The sequence below is a fragment of the Thermoactinomyces sp. CICC 23799 genome (assembly GCF_016055145.1).
GTDB classification, from domain to species: Bacteria; Bacillota; Bacilli; order Thermoactinomycetales; family Thermoactinomycetaceae; genus Thermoactinomyces; species Thermoactinomyces intermedius.
Genome location: NZ_JAECVV010000002.1, coordinates 248,777 through 264,060 on the forward strand (window position 1 = coordinate 248,777; position 15,284 = coordinate 264,060).

A 15,284-nucleotide genomic window follows, 5' to 3' on the forward strand; every position below is an offset into this window, starting at 1 on the left:
GTTTTGGGGGTTGGTTGACATCGCACAAAAAATCAGTATAATATAACTTTGTAATTGAATATTTACATTGTGGAGAGGTGGTCGAGTGGTTTAAGGCAGCGGTCTTGAAAACCGCCGAGGGTTCACGCCCTCCGTGGGTTCGAATCCCACCCTCTCCGCCAAATGGACAGAAAGGTTTCGCGGACAGCGAAACCTTTTTCTTTGCCGACGGGGTTAAATTTTTACGGGACACGTTCAGGTACTAATCGTTTGGTCGCCGGTTGTTTATACACAAAAGACATCTCTCCACGGGAAAACATTAAAAAAACATAAAAAATTAATCAAATAGAAAGAGAATCGCCTTTCATCAGCAGGGGTTCTTAAATAAAAGGATTGAACTGACGGCCTGATTCATGTAAATTCAGAATTAAAGATATAGTTTTCACAATGATTTGATCAAATGTTAAAATCTGATTTCACATTTAAAATGAGGAGGGTGAAGAATGTTTTACTTAAAAATTGAAACTGAAAAAAACGGGGAAATCAAAACGCATGAATACCCCGCCGGATTTGAGACTGAAGAATCCGCCAACGAATACATAAAATCGCTGATTCGCTTGTTTCCCAAAAAACACGAATCCAGCCGCTTCTTTATCAGTACTGACAAAAGCAATTGGAAAGAAGTTCAGGTTGAAGTTTGAGATAAGGAAAAAGTTGAACAGTGATAACTTTTTATTTTTATACAACATAATGAATGAAAAAAGGAGCCGGCTTTATAGCACGACTCACCGGAGGGTATCGGTTTTTTTCCCGTGATTCAATCCCGTTGAAATCTTACATTTTCATTATAACGAATCATCGATGGATTCGAAATATTATTATGGAAAGGGTCATAAAAAAGACACATGCATAATTATGAATGACGTTTTTTGGAAGAAGAAGTTTTGGGGGTTAATTCCTCAAACATATTCTCCATTTTTAAGATCACGTTTTGATTATGGGATAATTGCTCTCGGACCAGGGGAAGGGTTTCTTCAATGATACGGGCGGCCCAGACCAGCCATGGATTTTGCATTCCATCGGCTCCTTTATTGGAAGTGGTATTGTTTTATTATTATATCATATCTTTGGCGATACGGGAACATGTGTTCTGATTTTGGATTGAAAAGCATTTTATTCCGGCATTGCACTATATGTTGTGGATAATGTGGATAAAGTTGTGGATATCTTGATGATTCCGTATTGTGATCATCTGTTTTAGATGTGTTTAAAAATCTGTACTAATGAATTGATAGACGGTTTATTCGGGTATTTAAGTGTTTTTTGTACTGTTTATGTTTTCGTATGGATATTGTAATCATCAGGCTTTTTTTCCGTTTCCGGGAGAAAAACCGGGGATGGATTGTCCCCGGACTGCTTTAAAAGACGGGATTAATCGTTTTGTTCAGGCAGAGGAAAATGAATCGTAAACAAAACGCCGTTTTCTTCGTTGCTCAGCCGGTAAGGGAACGAATGGATATCCAAAATCTGTTTCACGATATAAAGACCCAAACCGCTTCCCCCGGTGTTCCGGTTCCGGGATTTTTCCAAACGGTAAAAGGGTTCGAAGATTTTTTCCAGTTCGGCTTCCGGGATGGAGGATCCGGTGTTCAGCACGCGAAACTCGATATGGGTGTTTTTTTGTGCAAGGGAGATCCGGACGGTTTCACCGGAAGGAGAATAGTTGATGGCATTGTGGATGATGTTTGCCACCGCTTTTTGCAGATAGCCGGGGTCGGCCGTGACAAACAAGTCCGGCTCGATGCTCACGTCGAATCGGATTTGTTTGTCTTCGCGGAAAAATTCCAGCCTTTTGATGACGGATTGAATCATGCTTGATAAAGGAACCGTTTTTTTCAGCGGATGAAATGCATCCGATTCCAGTTTGGAGACTTCCAGGATTTCTTTTACCAGTTGCTCCATGTTTTTGATAATCGAATACGATCGGCGCAAATACTTATCCCGGTCTTTGTATATGCCGATTTGGTGGATCATGCCTTCCAGTTGCCCCATCACGGCCGTGATCGGTGATTTCAATTCATGTGAGATGGTCGCCATCCATTCCCTCCGTTTCGCTTCTTGCTCCCTTTCGCGTTGGATGTCATCTTTTAATTTCGCATTGGCTTGTTGCAATTCGGACATCGTTTGTTTCAGGTTTTGCGACAATTCATTCAGGCTCTGGGACAATTCCCCGATTTCGTCATCGGACCGGTTTTCCAACCTCTGGCTGAAATCCAGTTTGGCCATTCGCTTGGCCACTTGATTAATTTTAAGCAGGGGTTGGGTGATCAGTTTGGTGTAGAGAAATGCACCCGCCATGGAAATCAACAGGACAAAAAAACCCATGTACGGCATCAGCATCAAAATGGCATTGGATGCCTCATCGATGGGTTGCAAGGTGGCGACAAAAATGGCGATAAAACGGCCATCCTGGAAAGAAATGGGTTTTTCGATGATCCGGATTGGCGGGATGCCGTCTATTTCGTAATTCGATTGGGACGGAATTTTAACCAAAGGAGAAGAAGAAGACGGAATTGAAATCATGTTTCCCTGTTGATCCCGGATCAGCAGATGGATGTTGTAGTCATGGGTGAATTCGTATAAAAGGTTTTGGGCCTGGGAAACGGGAACCTCCGAAACATCGTTCAATAATTGGTCGATGCCGTGATTTAATTTGTTGATTTTGTATTCATAATAAAAAGAAGGCAACAAAAAATAAAAGGCAGCAAACAGGATGCTGGTGGTCAGAGCGATCAGCAGGCTGGTGATCCAAAAAATTTTCAGGGTAATGCTTTTTTTACGCTGTATCAAGTTTGTAGCCCACTCCTTTTACCGTCCGGATGTACGGGACCCCCAATTTTTTGCGCAAGTTTTTGATATGGGTGTCGACAACCCGGGGATCTCCGTAATAATCCAATCCCCAAACGTTATTGAGCAGAAGCTCTCTTGAACACACTTTTCCCTTGTGTTTCATCAGGGTTTGCAATATTTCAAATTCCTTGGTCGTCAAGTGTTTTTGATGCTTGCCGACATAAACGGCATAGCCGTCCAAATCCAATGTGATTTCCTGATACTTTAATTTTCTTGTTGACTCTTCTGTCTGATAGGTTCTGCGCAGCACGGCTTCGACGCGTTTGATCAAAATATGAAAAGAAAACGGTTTGGTGATGTAATCATCCACCCCCAACTCAAATCCTTTCAGTTGGTCGGCTTCATCATCCAACGCCGTCAGCATGATCACGGGAACACCGGACTGTTGGCGGATGGTTTTCAAGACCTGATATCCGTCCATCTCCGGGAGCATGACATCCAAAATCAACAGGTCCGGATCCGTTTCCATGAATTTTTGGATTCCTTCTTTTCCGTCACCGGCCACATCGACATGGTAGTCCTGAACCGTTAAAAATTCACGAATCAGCTCCTGAATGTCAGCGTCATCTTCAATGACCAAAATATGGTATGGCATGATGACCCTCCGTATCGTTATATTTCTTTTGTTATGATAGCAAATTTATTTATGAAAAGACGGGACATACTAAGAAAAAGTGGTCCGCTTCAGGTGGAGGAGTTGTTATGCAGGAGCTTATCAGGCATCTTTTTTATCTTTTTTTGGTCCTCATCTTTGTCTTATTAAACGGTTTTTTTGTGGCATCCGAGTTTGCCATTGTGAAAGTCCGTTCCAGCCGGATCGCGCAGATTGATACCAAGCGCGGAAGAATTGCACAACAGGTTTTGTCCAATCTGGATGAATATTTATCGGCCACCCAATTGGGAATCACCTTGGCGTCTCTGGGGCTTGGATGGATCGGGGAACCGGCGATCGCACGGTCTTTGGAGCCCTTTTTTCGTTGGGTCGGGATTCCGGAACTTCTGATTCATCCGGTTTCTTTTGCGATTGCTTTTTCCCTGATCACCTTTTTGCATATCGTGATCGGGGAAATGGCCCCCAAATCGCTTGCCATCCGCCAGTCGGAACGGGTCACTTTATGGACGTCGGTTTTTTTGCACGGATTTTACAAGTTGTTTCGCCCGTTTATTTTTTTGTTGAACCGGTCCGCCAATTGGTTTCTCAAACGGTTTGGCGTCGGAACGAGCGAAACGCAACAAGCGCATACGGAAGAAGAAATCCGCATGCTGATTGCCCAAAGCCATCGCAGCGGTTTCATTGACCAGACCGAACTCAAACTGTTTGACAATGTGTTTGATTTCACTGAACGCGTTGCCAGGGAAGTGATGGTTCCCCGTGTGCGAATGCATTGTATGTACGTGGAAAAACCGCTCGAAGAAAATCTGAACATCATCAAGCAGTTTCATCACACCCGTTTTCCCTTGTGCAAATATGACAAAGACAACATCCAGGGATTGATTCACATCCGGGATGTGTATGAGCAGCTGGTAGAAGGGAAAAAGCCTGATTTAACGGCGTTGGCACGCCCGGTCGTCGTTGTGCCGGAAACGATGGAAATCAAAGACGTGCTTCGCCAATTACAGAAGAAGAAAACAGGAATGGCCATTGTCATCGATGAATTTGGCGGGACATCCGGATTGGTCACCACAGAAGATATCATCGAAGAAATTTTCGGCGAGATTCAGGATGAATTTGATGATGAAAGGCCGTTTTTCCAAAAAGAAAAACAAGGCATCCTGATCGATTCCGGGTTGTTGATTGAAGAAATCAACAATTATTTCAACATCCATATTGAAGACGAGGATAATGACACCATCGGGGGCTGGCTGTTTTCCAAGCTGGAGAAAGTGCCGAGTGTCGGGGATCAAGTGGAGTTTGAAGGGTTCGTGTTCACGGTCAAGGAGATGGACCAGTGGCGCATTTCCCGCATCTTGGTCGAACAACTTGACACCGCCGAAAAAGGGGGCGATGTGGTCCGGTAAAATGCATCGCCCTGCGGATTAAACCAATTTTCGGCTCAGGATTTCCTTTAATTTGTTGGTGGGGTTGGTCAACGTTTGTTGTCCGTTGACATAAACATGGCCCAGTTCGTGGGGATTCCAGGAAAGCGTGGTGTAAAAAGACTGATTGGCCCGGATCATTTCCAGGTTCATCAACACTTCGCTGTCAGAGAGATTGAAAACGACATTCAACTCGTCGATGTAACCGTGATAACGTCCGATGGGCCGGAATTGGAATACTTGTTGAAAACCGAAAGGCTTGGCTCCCGGATCATATTGGTTATAAATCTGGTACAAGATAAATTCCGAATCCTCGATTTGCTTCAGGCAATTTTGCACGGTTGGATGGGGAAGCACCTCAATCAGGTCTTCATCACTGGGATCGATGGCCATTTTGATGTCCAACCCCGTTTTTAAGTAAATGGGGTAACTGCCTGTGGACATCGGCGTGACAAGCGGCAGATGAATCTGAAACGGAATTTCCTTGGTTTCATTGGCTTGAATGACAAAGGATTTGGACAACTGGTACTCTTGCAGGATGAAAGAAGTTTTTTTATTGTTCCTTAAATAATGAATCACCAGATACAAATAAATATCGTCAATTTGTTGTTCGGCTTGTCCGCCTTGTATAAATACAACGCCTTGAACCGAATCGCCGGCGTAAAAGGTTTGTTGGTTCAGGCGGGTGTCCACTTGTGCGGCTCCGATTCCCAAGCTGGCTAATGATTTGAAAATCAACAGGATCCCTCCTTTGGTCGAAAATTTTGGCTAAAATGACCAATTATATCATAACACAAAATAGGACATTTTCCGATATTGAATATTTTTATGTTTTTTATGGGCACTTTTCCAGGGTTTTTACATAGTATGAGAAGAAGACACTTTATGAGAAAAAATGGGGGATGTCCATGTGCGGAATTACCGGATGGATTGATTTTACGAGGGATTTGACCCAAGAATGGGAAATTTTACGCCGGATGAATGAAACGCTCCAATCCAGGGGGCCGGATGGAGAGGGGTTTTGGTTTTCCGAACATGCCGCTTTGGGACACCGTCGGCTGATCGTGATTGATCCGGAAGGCGGAAGCCAACCGATGGTCAAAAAAGTGGATGGGTATGAATTTGTCATCAATTATAACGGTGAAATCTACAACATGGAGGAACTCCGCCTCAAGCTCCGCTCCTTGGGCCATACCTTGGAGACCCGTTCCGATGTGGAATTGATCTTGACGGCATACTTGGAATGGGGGGAAGATTGTCCCAAGTATTTAAACGGAATTTTCGCTTTTGTCATTTGGGACGGGAAAAAGCAGGCTTGTTTTGCGGCCAGGGACCGGTTGGGAGTAAAACCGTTCTTTTATACCAAAACAAAAGATAATGCTTTCCTGTTCGGATCCGAATTGAAAGCCATCCTGGCCCATCCGGAAGTGGAACCGGTTCTGGATGATCAGGGGCTGGCCGAAATTTTGGTGATGGGTCCGGCGAGAACCCCGGGATGCGGAGTTTTTAAAGATATCCATGAATTGCGTCCCGGACAGGTGCTCCGTTACGACCGGAACGGCCTTAAAACGTGGACTTACTGGGAGCTGACCAGCCGTGAGCATGAAGACGATCTGAAAACCACGGCCGAAAAAGTGCGCGAGCTTTTCCGGGATGCAGTGAAAAGGCAATTGGTTTCGGATATTCCGGTGGGCACGATGCTGTCGGGAGGACTGGATTCCAGCGCCATCGCGGCATGTATGGCACAGGTTTATCAGGAAGAAAACCGGGGCCCGTTGCATACCTTTTCGGTGGATTACATTGATAATGAAAAATACTTTCATGTCAATGAATTTCAACCCAATGCCGATCCCCCTTGGGTCAAAATGATGTCGGAAGAGATCGGGTCCGAGCACCATACCATTTTACTGGATAATCATGAACTGTTTCGCAGCATCATCCAGGCGATGGAGGCAAGGGATTTGCCGGGGATGGCGGATGTCGATGCTTCCATGCTCCTGTTCGCCAGAGAAATCAAGAAAGAAATGTCCGTGGTGCTCTCCGGGGAATCCGCAGATGAAGTGTTCGGCGGGTATCCGTGGTTTCACCGGGAAGAGATGGTGAATGCCGATACCTTCCCTTGGGCGCGTTTGGTGGAAAAACGGCTCCCCTTTATTTCCCCGGAAATAAAAGAGCGGGTGAATTTGCCGGAATATGTGGAAGCAAGGTATCAAGAAGCCTTGGCAGAAGTTCCGCGCTTTTCCGAAGATTACACCCGGGAAGCACGGATGCGGGAAATGTTTTATTTGAATTTAACGCGGTGGATGCCCACGTTGCTGGACCGGAATGACCGAATGAGCATGGCATTCGGGTTGGAAGTGCGCGTGCCGTTTTGCGATCATCATTTGGTGGAATATGTGTGGAACATCCCCTGGTCGATGAAAAAGCACGGAAACCGGGAAAAAGGATTATTGCGTTATGCCATGAAAGAGGTGCTCCCCAAACCTATTGTCGAGCGCAAAAAAAGCCCTTATCCCAAGACCCATCATCCCGATTATTTGCGCCTGATGAAAAAACAAATTCGCGAAATCCTGGATGACCCGTCAGCGCCGTTATTTCAATTGTTGGATCCGAAGGAAGTGGAAAGCTTCATGAATCAGGATTTGACCCAGTTGCATTTGCCTTGGTTTGGCCAATTGATGAACGTGCCGGCCTTATTGGCTTACTGGTGGCAAATCAATGAATGGATGAAGCGGTATAAAGTGGTGATCCAATAAACGCGGGAATGAACCCCAATCCCGCGTTTATTGGCATAAAATAACACCGTCCTTTTTTATATTAATAATTTACTTCATTAAAGCAATGGCGTTATAATGGATGGGGCATGATTGTACTTTGGACGGTGATGAAACAATGCAAAATCAAGAAACAAAATTGAAAAAGGATCTGGGTTTTTGGCCTGCGATTTCCTTGGTGGTGGGAGTCGTCATCGGTTCAGGAATCTTCGTCAAGCCTGGCACGGTGCTGGATTATGTGGGAGGGGACTCCTCCCTGGCCTTGTTGGCTTGGTTGTTGGGCGGTTTATTGATGTTGGCCGCGGGACTGACCGTTGCCGAACTGAGTGCCCGGATTCCCAAAACCGGCGGGCTTTATATTTATTTGGAGAACGTATACGGAAGGTTTTCCGGTTTCTTGAGCGGTTGGGTGCAGACGGTGATTTATCAGCCGACGCTGATCGGATCCATGGGGCTTTATTTTGGATTGTTGGTAGGGAATTATTTGTCTTTGGATGAATCCTGGCATCTGTGGATTGGCATCGGAGCCGTGCTTTTTCTGACCATCGTCAACAGTCTGGGCGTGAAATACGGCGGAATCATCCAAGTGATCACCACGATTGCCAAAATGGTGCCCATTGTCCTGATTTCTGTATTCGGATTGTGGCAAGGTTCCGGCGACATTTTTTCTTCCGCAACCTTCGGGGGAAGCAAAGAAGGATTGGGGGCCGCCATGCTTGCCGCCATGTTTGCATACGACGGTTGGATTGCGGCTTCCTCGGTGGCAGGGGAAATGAAAAACCCGGCAAGAATCCTTCCCAAGGCGCTGAGCCTCGGTTTGATTGTCATTATAGTCGCTTATCTTGCAGTCAATCTGGCTTTGCTTGCCGTCATGCCAGCCGGTCAGATTCAGGCGTTGGGGGAAAATGCAGCGGGGACGGCCGCCGGTCTTTTGTTTGGAGAGGTCGGACAACAAATCATCAGTATCGGTATCATCATTTCCATTTTTGGTGGTTTAAACGGGAAAATTTTAAGCTATCCCCGGCTTGCGTTCGCCATGGCCAATGACCGCCTGTTGCCGGGAGGAAACTTTTTGTCGCAGGTACATCCCAAATTCGGCACGCCGATCCGCGCGATTTTGTTGCAAATCCTGCTGGCTGTCCTTTTCATGGTGCTGAGTGACCCGGATCGTCTGTCGGAAATCGCCATCTTTGCTATTTTCATTTTCTACATCCAGGCATTTATTGCCGTATTCTTGCTGAGAAAGAGAGATCCGGAATGGGTCCGCGACAAAGGAAATTACAGGGTGCCGCTTTATCCGGTGACTCCCGTTCTGGCGATCATCGGTTCTTTGTTTGTGGTCTTCAGTATGTTGACCCACGACTTGGAAGGGGCCGTGATCACTCTTCTCATTGCTTTAGCCGGTTTGCCGTTTTACGGATGGATGAAACGAAAAGAAAAACTTGCGGATCAATAAAAAAGTGTCGCCGGAGCTGAAATGCCGGCGGCACTTTTTTGTATTTCCGATCGCCCGAATCCTTTTTCAGCCGTGTGTTACCGGGACCAAAGATCCGGACCGGTTTCCGGACCTTTGGCAGGATTCCCCCGGATCATCAGGCAGCTTGTTGGGAGCGTTGTTGTTGTTTCTTTCTCAAGGAGGCCTTTTTGCCATGCAAGATAAAATACAGGAAAATCGACAGGAGAACAAGGAATGAAAGCATCAAATACATGTTCCTGAAGTCCATGTACTGGATGACAATCCCGATCAGGTAAGGACCGACACCCACGCCTCCGTCCACCAGAGAATAGAAGGTGGAAGTGGCCAAACCGACTTTGTGCTTAGGGGATTCTTTAATGGCAACCACCTGGCAACAGGACATGAGGGCGCCGAACCCGAGCGCAAGCAATGCGCCTGCCAACAGCAAAACCGATCCGTGCCGTGCTTGGCTGAGGAACAGGAAACAAAGTGCATGCAAAATGATGGCCGGATACAGAACCATGTTTTCCCCTTTCAAGTCCAGCAGTCTCCCGGCAAGCGGGCGCGAGATCAAAAGCATGACGGCGTAGACGATAAAAAAGAATCCGGCGGACTCGGTCAAATTTACTTCGATGGCGTAGGAATTGATAAACGAAACGATGCCGGAATAAGTGATCCCGATGAGAACCATGTATAAGGAAATCGGAAGAGCTTTCTTTTCAAAGAAATCCCAAAAACTGAATCCGCTTTTCATCGCCTGCAGTTGTTCCTCGGTGACGGAGACTTGAGGAATGTCGGCAAAAAAAGCGATGATTAAAGAAAGGAATGAAAAGAGTGCACAAAACTCAAAGATTACTTGGTAATCCGCGTGTTGGGAAATAAAAAGACCGAGAAACGGACCGATGGCGGTTGCCACGGTGGTGCTCAAGGTGAAATAACCGATGCCTTCGCCTTTCCGGTGATGTGGAATCATGTCCATGACCGCGGTTTGCATGGCTGTGGAAGCGCACCCGAAAGCAGCTCCGTGGAGAAAACGGATCAACAGCAACCAAATCAAATGATCAGCAAGAAAATAGCACAAGGTGGCAATCAGGTAAAAAAACAATCCTCCCAAAAGCAGGCGTCTTCGACCGATCACTTCAATGTATTTTCCGGCAAACAACCGGGAAACCAATGCCCCGATGACAAAAATCCCCGCAGCCAGCCCGGCCGAGCTTTCAGAGGCATGATACTGTTTCACGGCATAAACGGCCATGGTGGTCATCAGCAAATAAAAAATTAGGGACACGAAAGAATTGGACAAAAATAAAAAAAGGAAATTTTTCGTCCACAGCTTGTCCTTTTCCATATAAAACCATCACTCCTTTATCCTGTAATGAAAAAGAAGCCGGCCCCGATCGGCGACTTCTTTAAAAAGCATAATAAAATGCGCCCTCCACAGTGGAGCCAGCGCGTTTTCGGCGCACCGAAGACTTGAAACCCCCGGTACGCGGGTGAAAATAGTCCATGACCCGACATCACACGGTAAAATTATTTCGATACCCTAATTATATCATATCTTCGAATTCTCTTCAATGATCATCAAATTTTCTTCAGTGTTCGGGGTAGCGGCTGTTCACAAAATAAAACGCCGCCTTTCTTTACCGTCAATCCCTGGTAAAGTGGCGGCTGTACGCGCGGATCAGGATTTATTACGGTCTCAACCGTGAAACCCTGCATCCTATCCGGCTTGGTGCACCCGAGAGGATTCGAACCTCCGACACGCGGTTTAGGAAACCGCTGCTCTATCCTGCTGAGCTACGGGCGCTCGATGTTTTAATGATCCAATCTTCATTATAACGTTCCGGAATCAAAATGTCCAGATATTGCGGATGGCCGAAAAAGAGCGTATTTTGGCCGGAAATCCCTTCATCCATGCATAATAAAACGCGTTTTGAAAAAAATAGGGACGTGAACTTCGCATGGAAAAGAGGGATGATGATGCAAGAATTGCATAAGACCTTGAATCAGCAACTGGCCAATTTCAGTGTTCTTTATTTCAAGCTTTATCATTATCATTGGTTTGTCAAAGGAGAAAAGTTTTTTGAACTCCATGCCAAATTTGAGGAATTTTACAAAGAAGCGGCATCTTACATTGACGAAATTGCAGAACGGATTTTGGCCATCCAAGGCATTCCGCTCAGCACCATGAAAGAGTATTTGGATCATGCCACCATCCGGGAAGCGGTGGGCAACGAAACCGCTGAACAAATGGTGGAGCAATTGATCCAAGACTTTCAAGTGATGGTGGATGAGGTGAAACAAGGCATCCAAGAGGCGGAACGTGCCAAAGATGATTCCAGTGCCGATTTGTTGACCGACATCCGGACAAACCTGGAAAAACATATTTGGATGCTGACGTCATACCTGGCAAAGTGAAGAGAAAGAGGGCACCTTCCGGGCGTTCGGGAAGATGCCTTCTTTTGGTTTATTTTTTGGGAAGGGCATCATGATCCACATATCTTTCCCCGTTTAATTCACTGATCACATTGATGGCGACGCGGGCTCCGTCTCCGGCGGCAATAACGGTGTGGAAGCTCGCGCCGGCACAAATTCCGGCTGCCCAGATTCCTTCAATATTGGTTTTTCCGTTTTCATCCACGTCAAAGATGGTTTTGATGAACGGCTCGGTTCTCGGTTTGGTTTTGAGGCCGGTTTTGTCAGCCAGTTTGGTGGCCATTCCGGTGGCCAGAATGACTTGCTTGGCTTGGATGGGTTCCCTGTTATCGGTTTCAATGACGAAGCCTTCCGATTCTTTGCGGATGTCGGAGACACTGACTTTCACCCATTCCGCGCCAAACGAAACGGCTTGTTCCTGAATGGTTTTCAGCAAATCAGCCCCGTTGATTTCCCTGATGCCGGGGTAATTTTTCAACAAAGCTCTTCCAATGGGAGTTTTTTCATGATCGATCAGTATGGTTTTCTTGCCTGCTTTGGCTGCGAAAATCGCGGCGCTCGCACCCGTGGGGCCGGCCCCGACGATGGCAATGTCAAACATGCAACCACCCTCCTGCAAAAAGGTTCTGTATAGATGATTTATATAGAATATTCTATCCTTATTCCTTGCAATTTGGAACAATTGGCAAACAAGCGGCATGAAGATAAAAAGGTCCCCGATTGCAGGAAAAAGAGTCTGTGGGGACAGACTCTTTTTGCCTTATGTAGTCTTCTGAAAAGACATAGCTTATTTGGCTGGTAAATAAAAAATGAAAATCTATTTGTAGTATAACGCAAATAGAGACGGGATTCTATTTTTTTCTAAACTTCTGTTTGATTACTTCAATATATTATTGTTTTAGCGTATACTGATTTTAAATGGGTTCGTATCGGATCGACAGAAAACTGGGAGGACTTATTATGCGTCATGAAAAAGTGGATTTGATTTTTAAAGCTGCCATTGAAGTGTTTGCCGAAAGCGGTTTTGATCAGGCCAAAATGGATGATATCGCCAAAGTGGCCGGCGTTGCGAAAGGAACCATTTATTATCACTTTAAAAGCAAAGAGGAACTGTTTGTCGGTTTGATGAATGAAGGCGTCCAAAAGTTGATTGACTGTGCACAGCGGAATGTGGATTTACACGAGTCGCCGACGGACCAATTGCTGGCATTGGTGGAGAATCAGGTCCATTTTTATGTGCAAAACGGAAAATTGGCCAAGCTGTTGTTGAGCGAAGCGTTTGGGACCAAAACAAGACAACACCAGTTCCGGATTAAAATTGGCGAATATTTGAAGTTGATTGAGAAAGTGATGGAGGAAGGAAACCGGATCGGCGAATTCCGTGTCAAGCATGTTCCGGAAGCGGCCAGTGCATTTTTTGGGGCAGCCAGCGTTGTCGTTTTACAAAAATTGTACAGTTTGGAAGAATTGGATACGGATCAAATCGAGAAGGATGTTCCGCAAATGATTGAAAGCCTTCAGCATATTGTTTTGTGCAGTATTAAAAATTCGCCATATTTTTAAGGAAATTATACTTGTTTATGCAAACAGGCGTAGTATAATATCATTTATACTGACCAGTCAGTTTTTTGTCCCTGTGAGGAGGGGAATCATGAAAAGTAGGAAAGAGAACCAATTTTTGTTTTTGTCCGGTTTTAAGGATCTGGAGCGGTTATGGGATTCCAAGCCCATGCGGCTCGGGTTGATCGGGATCCTTTTGATCCCCCTGATCTACTGTGTCATTTACCTGTCGGCGTTTTATGATCCCTATGAGAATTTAAAATACCTCCCGGTGGCGTTGGTGAATGAAGACCAGGGGACCGTGCGGGACGGAGAGAACCTGAATGTCGGAAACGAACTGGTGGAGGAACTGCAAAAGGATTCCAAGGTGAAATGGGAATTGACCGACCGGAACAAGCTGGAGGAAGGACTGGATAAAGGGACCTATTACATGGGAATCGTCATCCCCAAAAACTTCTCGCAAGCCGTGGCGTCCGTGGATTCCCCCGAACCGCTGAAAGGGCAATTGGAGTATCATGTGGACAAGAGCAACAACTATTTGTCCGGAACGATCGGGGATTCCATCAAACGGGAATTGGAAATGAACCTGGATGAAAAGTTAAGCAAGATTTACGTGGAACAAATTTTTGCGCAACTGTCGGATTCGGTGGAAGAATTGCAAAAAGCGGCAAACGGGGCCGGCTTGTTGGCGGAAAAAACCGGGGATGCCCGGTCCGGTTCCCAAACCATTGCCAGCAGCTTATCCAAGCTGGATCAAGGCGCCTCCAAAATTCTCGGGTATTTGCAACTGTTTAATCAAAAAGCAACGCAAGCAGAGAAGGAAATCAACAAGATTTCGATGGAGGATATGGAAAAGGCGCAACAAATCATCCACCAAGTGAATGATGAGATTCAAAAGCTTGCCCGGATTCCGCTGCCTGAGGATCCCCCGGATCTTAAAACACCGCTGTCGGAAGGGCAACGGTCGGTGAAAAAAGCGGCGGAGGATGTCCGGAAAACCGAAGCCGATTTAAACCGGTTGATTGAAAAACATCCGGAACTGGCCCAAGACCCGTCGGTTCTTTCCATGAAGGAGGCATTAAAACAAGCGGAAGCGGGCAACACATCGGGAATGAACCGGTTCCGCGAAATCGACCAAAAGATCCCCGACTGGGAGAAACATTGGAAAGAGTTTTTAAATGAGAGACAAAAAGTGGCGGACCATGCAAATCAGTTGACGCAAAAAGTGGATCAGGCAGTGGCGAAAGCCAAGGAGTTAAAAGGAAAAGCGAGCCAGTTGGTTCAGGCGACTTCCCAGCTTTCCGACGGACAGCAACAACTGGTCAGCGGCATCCGGCAGTTGGAAACGGGAGCGAGGAAATTGTCGGAAGGATTGGGCAAAATCCAGTCCGGACAAAGCGAGTTGGCCCAAGGTTTGAGTGACGGGGTGGATAAAGCGAAAGATCAGCTTCAAGGTTCGGACCAAAAAGAAGAAGTTATTTCCGATCCGGTACAGATCAAGGAAAACGTTCATCATGATGTGCCGAACTATGCAACCGGATTTGCCCCGTATTTTATCTCCTTGTCGCTCTGGGTGGGCGCCATGTTGTTGTTTACCGTGGTTGATTTGTATCAAGTGTTTTCCGACCGCAAAGAGCCGCTATCCGTGCCGGCCGCCGGATTGATCGGCATCGGGCAGGCGGTGTTGCTTATCACGGCCGTCATCTGGGGACTGAAGATCGAGCCGGAACTTCCGGGCTGGCTCTACCTGTTCAGCATCGTGATGTCGATCACCTTTATCGCTTTGAACCACATGTTAAATGTCTTTTTGGGCAATGTGGGACGCTTCTTGTCGATCGGGATTTTGATGCTGCAACTGGCATCCAGTGCCGGGACGTATCCGCTGGAGCTTTTGCCTTCGTTTTTCCGCACGATCCATGATTATTTACCCATGACTTACACCGTTCAGGGATTGCGCGCGATTTTGTCCAGCGGAAACATGGAGATCGTGGAACATTGCATGTATCTGTTGTTCGCGTTTATGGCCGCGGCGATTGTGATCACCCAGTTCCACCTTCAAATCGGAAAACCGTTGTTGAAAAAAGGCGTGCATCAAATCAAATTAAAATGGAGCAAAGCATCATGAAAGCGTC

13 protein-coding genes and 2 tRNA genes are annotated in these 15,284 nt (G+C 46.2%); 8 read left to right on the forward strand and 7 right to left on the reverse strand.

Annotated elements, in window-relative coordinates; genetic code table 11:
* The first annotated feature begins 71 nt into the window (after nt 1-71).
* Nucleotides 72-161, forward strand: a tRNA-Ser gene (locus I8U21_RS03655).
* A gap of 321 nt (nt 162-482) precedes the next feature.
* On the forward strand, nt 483-680 hold the full coding sequence (locus I8U21_RS03660) for a hypothetical protein (protein WP_181732987.1): 198 nt from the start codon (nt 483-485) through the stop codon (nt 678-680).
* Between the two features lie 212 nt (nt 681-892).
* Here I8U21_RS03660 and I8U21_RS03665 read toward each other — a convergent pair whose 3' ends face one another.
* The 3 genes from I8U21_RS03665 to I8U21_RS03675 all read right to left on the reverse strand — a co-directional run bounded on the left by I8U21_RS03665 (nt 893) and on the right by I8U21_RS03675 (nt 3,484).
* Nucleotides 893-1,054 (reverse strand): hypothetical protein, encoded by a 162-nt coding sequence (locus I8U21_RS03665; RefSeq protein WP_181732988.1) that lies wholly within the window; start codon nt 1,052-1,054, stop codon nt 893-895.
* Nucleotides 1,055-1,410: 356 nt separating this feature from the next.
* The gene (locus I8U21_RS03670; RefSeq protein WP_198053295.1) at nt 1,411-2,829 is read right to left on the reverse strand and encodes a sensor histidine kinase; all 1,419 of its coding nucleotides are present in this window, start codon (nt 2,827-2,829) and stop codon (nt 1,411-1,413) included.
* Entirely contained in the window at nt 2,816-3,484 is a 669-nt protein-coding gene (locus I8U21_RS03675; RefSeq protein WP_198053296.1) for a response regulator transcription factor, read from the reverse strand. Before I8U21_RS03675 ends, I8U21_RS03670 begins: the two co-directional genes overlap by 14 nt.
* Before the next feature lie 107 nt (nt 3,485-3,591).
* Between I8U21_RS03675 and I8U21_RS03680 the strand changes: the two genes are divergently transcribed.
* Nucleotides 3,592-4,908 (forward strand): hemolysin family protein, encoded by a 1,317-nt coding sequence (locus tag I8U21_RS03680; RefSeq protein WP_181732991.1) that lies wholly within the window; start codon nt 3,592-3,594, stop codon nt 4,906-4,908.
* Between the two features lie 18 nt (nt 4,909-4,926).
* Here I8U21_RS03680 and I8U21_RS03685 read toward each other — a convergent pair whose 3' ends face one another.
* A complete protein-coding gene (locus tag I8U21_RS03685; protein WP_181732992.1) occupies nt 4,927-5,664 on the reverse strand; it encodes a sporulation protein in 738 nt (245 codons plus the stop codon).
* Between the two features lie 170 nt (nt 5,665-5,834).
* Between I8U21_RS03685 and asnB the strand changes: the two genes are divergently transcribed.
* Nucleotides 5,835-7,682 (forward strand): asparagine synthase (glutamine-hydrolyzing), encoded by a 1,848-nt coding sequence (gene asnB / locus I8U21_RS03690; RefSeq protein WP_198053297.1) that lies wholly within the window; start codon nt 5,835-5,837, stop codon nt 7,680-7,682.
* A 136-nt stretch (nt 7,683-7,818) separates the two neighbouring features.
* Nucleotides 7,819-9,156, forward strand: a complete 1,338-nt coding sequence (locus I8U21_RS03695; RefSeq protein ID WP_181732994.1) for an APC family permease — start codon at nt 7,819-7,821, stop codon at nt 9,154-9,156.
* Nucleotides 9,157-9,292: 136 nt separating this feature from the next.
* Here I8U21_RS03695 and I8U21_RS03700 read toward each other — a convergent pair whose 3' ends face one another.
* Together I8U21_RS03700 and I8U21_RS03705 are read right to left on the reverse strand one after the other, a co-directional pair.
* Nucleotides 9,293-10,504 carry an MFS transporter gene (locus I8U21_RS03700; RefSeq protein WP_181732995.1) on the reverse strand — a complete coding sequence of 404 codons (1,212 nt, stop codon included), beginning with the start codon at nt 10,502-10,504 and terminating at the stop codon, nt 9,293-9,295.
* A gap of 382 nt (nt 10,505-10,886) precedes the next feature.
* A tRNA-Arg gene (locus I8U21_RS03705) sits at nt 10,887-10,963 on the reverse strand.
* Between the two features lie 170 nt (nt 10,964-11,133).
* Between I8U21_RS03705 and I8U21_RS03710 the strand changes: the two genes are divergently transcribed.
* On the forward strand, nt 11,134-11,574 hold the full coding sequence (locus I8U21_RS03710; RefSeq protein ID WP_198053298.1) for a Dps family protein: 441 nt from the start codon (nt 11,134-11,136) through the stop codon (nt 11,572-11,574).
* Between the two features lie 49 nt (nt 11,575-11,623).
* Here I8U21_RS03710 and I8U21_RS03715 read toward each other — a convergent pair whose 3' ends face one another.
* Nucleotides 11,624-12,193, reverse strand: coding sequence for an FAD-dependent oxidoreductase (locus I8U21_RS03715; RefSeq protein ID WP_198053299.1), 570 nt, complete (start codon nt 12,191-12,193; stop codon nt 11,624-11,626).
* Between the two features lie 359 nt (nt 12,194-12,552).
* On the opposite strand from I8U21_RS03715, the gene I8U21_RS03720 reads away from it, so the two are divergent.
* Together I8U21_RS03720 and I8U21_RS03725 are read left to right on the forward strand one after the other, a co-directional pair.
* On the forward strand, nt 12,553-13,155 hold the full coding sequence (locus tag I8U21_RS03720; RefSeq protein WP_181732998.1) for a TetR/AcrR family transcriptional regulator: 603 nt from the start codon (nt 12,553-12,555) through the stop codon (nt 13,153-13,155).
* 88 nt (nt 13,156-13,243) lie between these two features.
* Entirely contained in the window at nt 13,244-15,277 is a 2,034-nt protein-coding gene (locus I8U21_RS03725; protein ID WP_198053300.1) for a YhgE/Pip domain-containing protein, read from the forward strand.
* Nucleotides 15,278-15,284 lie beyond the last annotated feature (7 nt).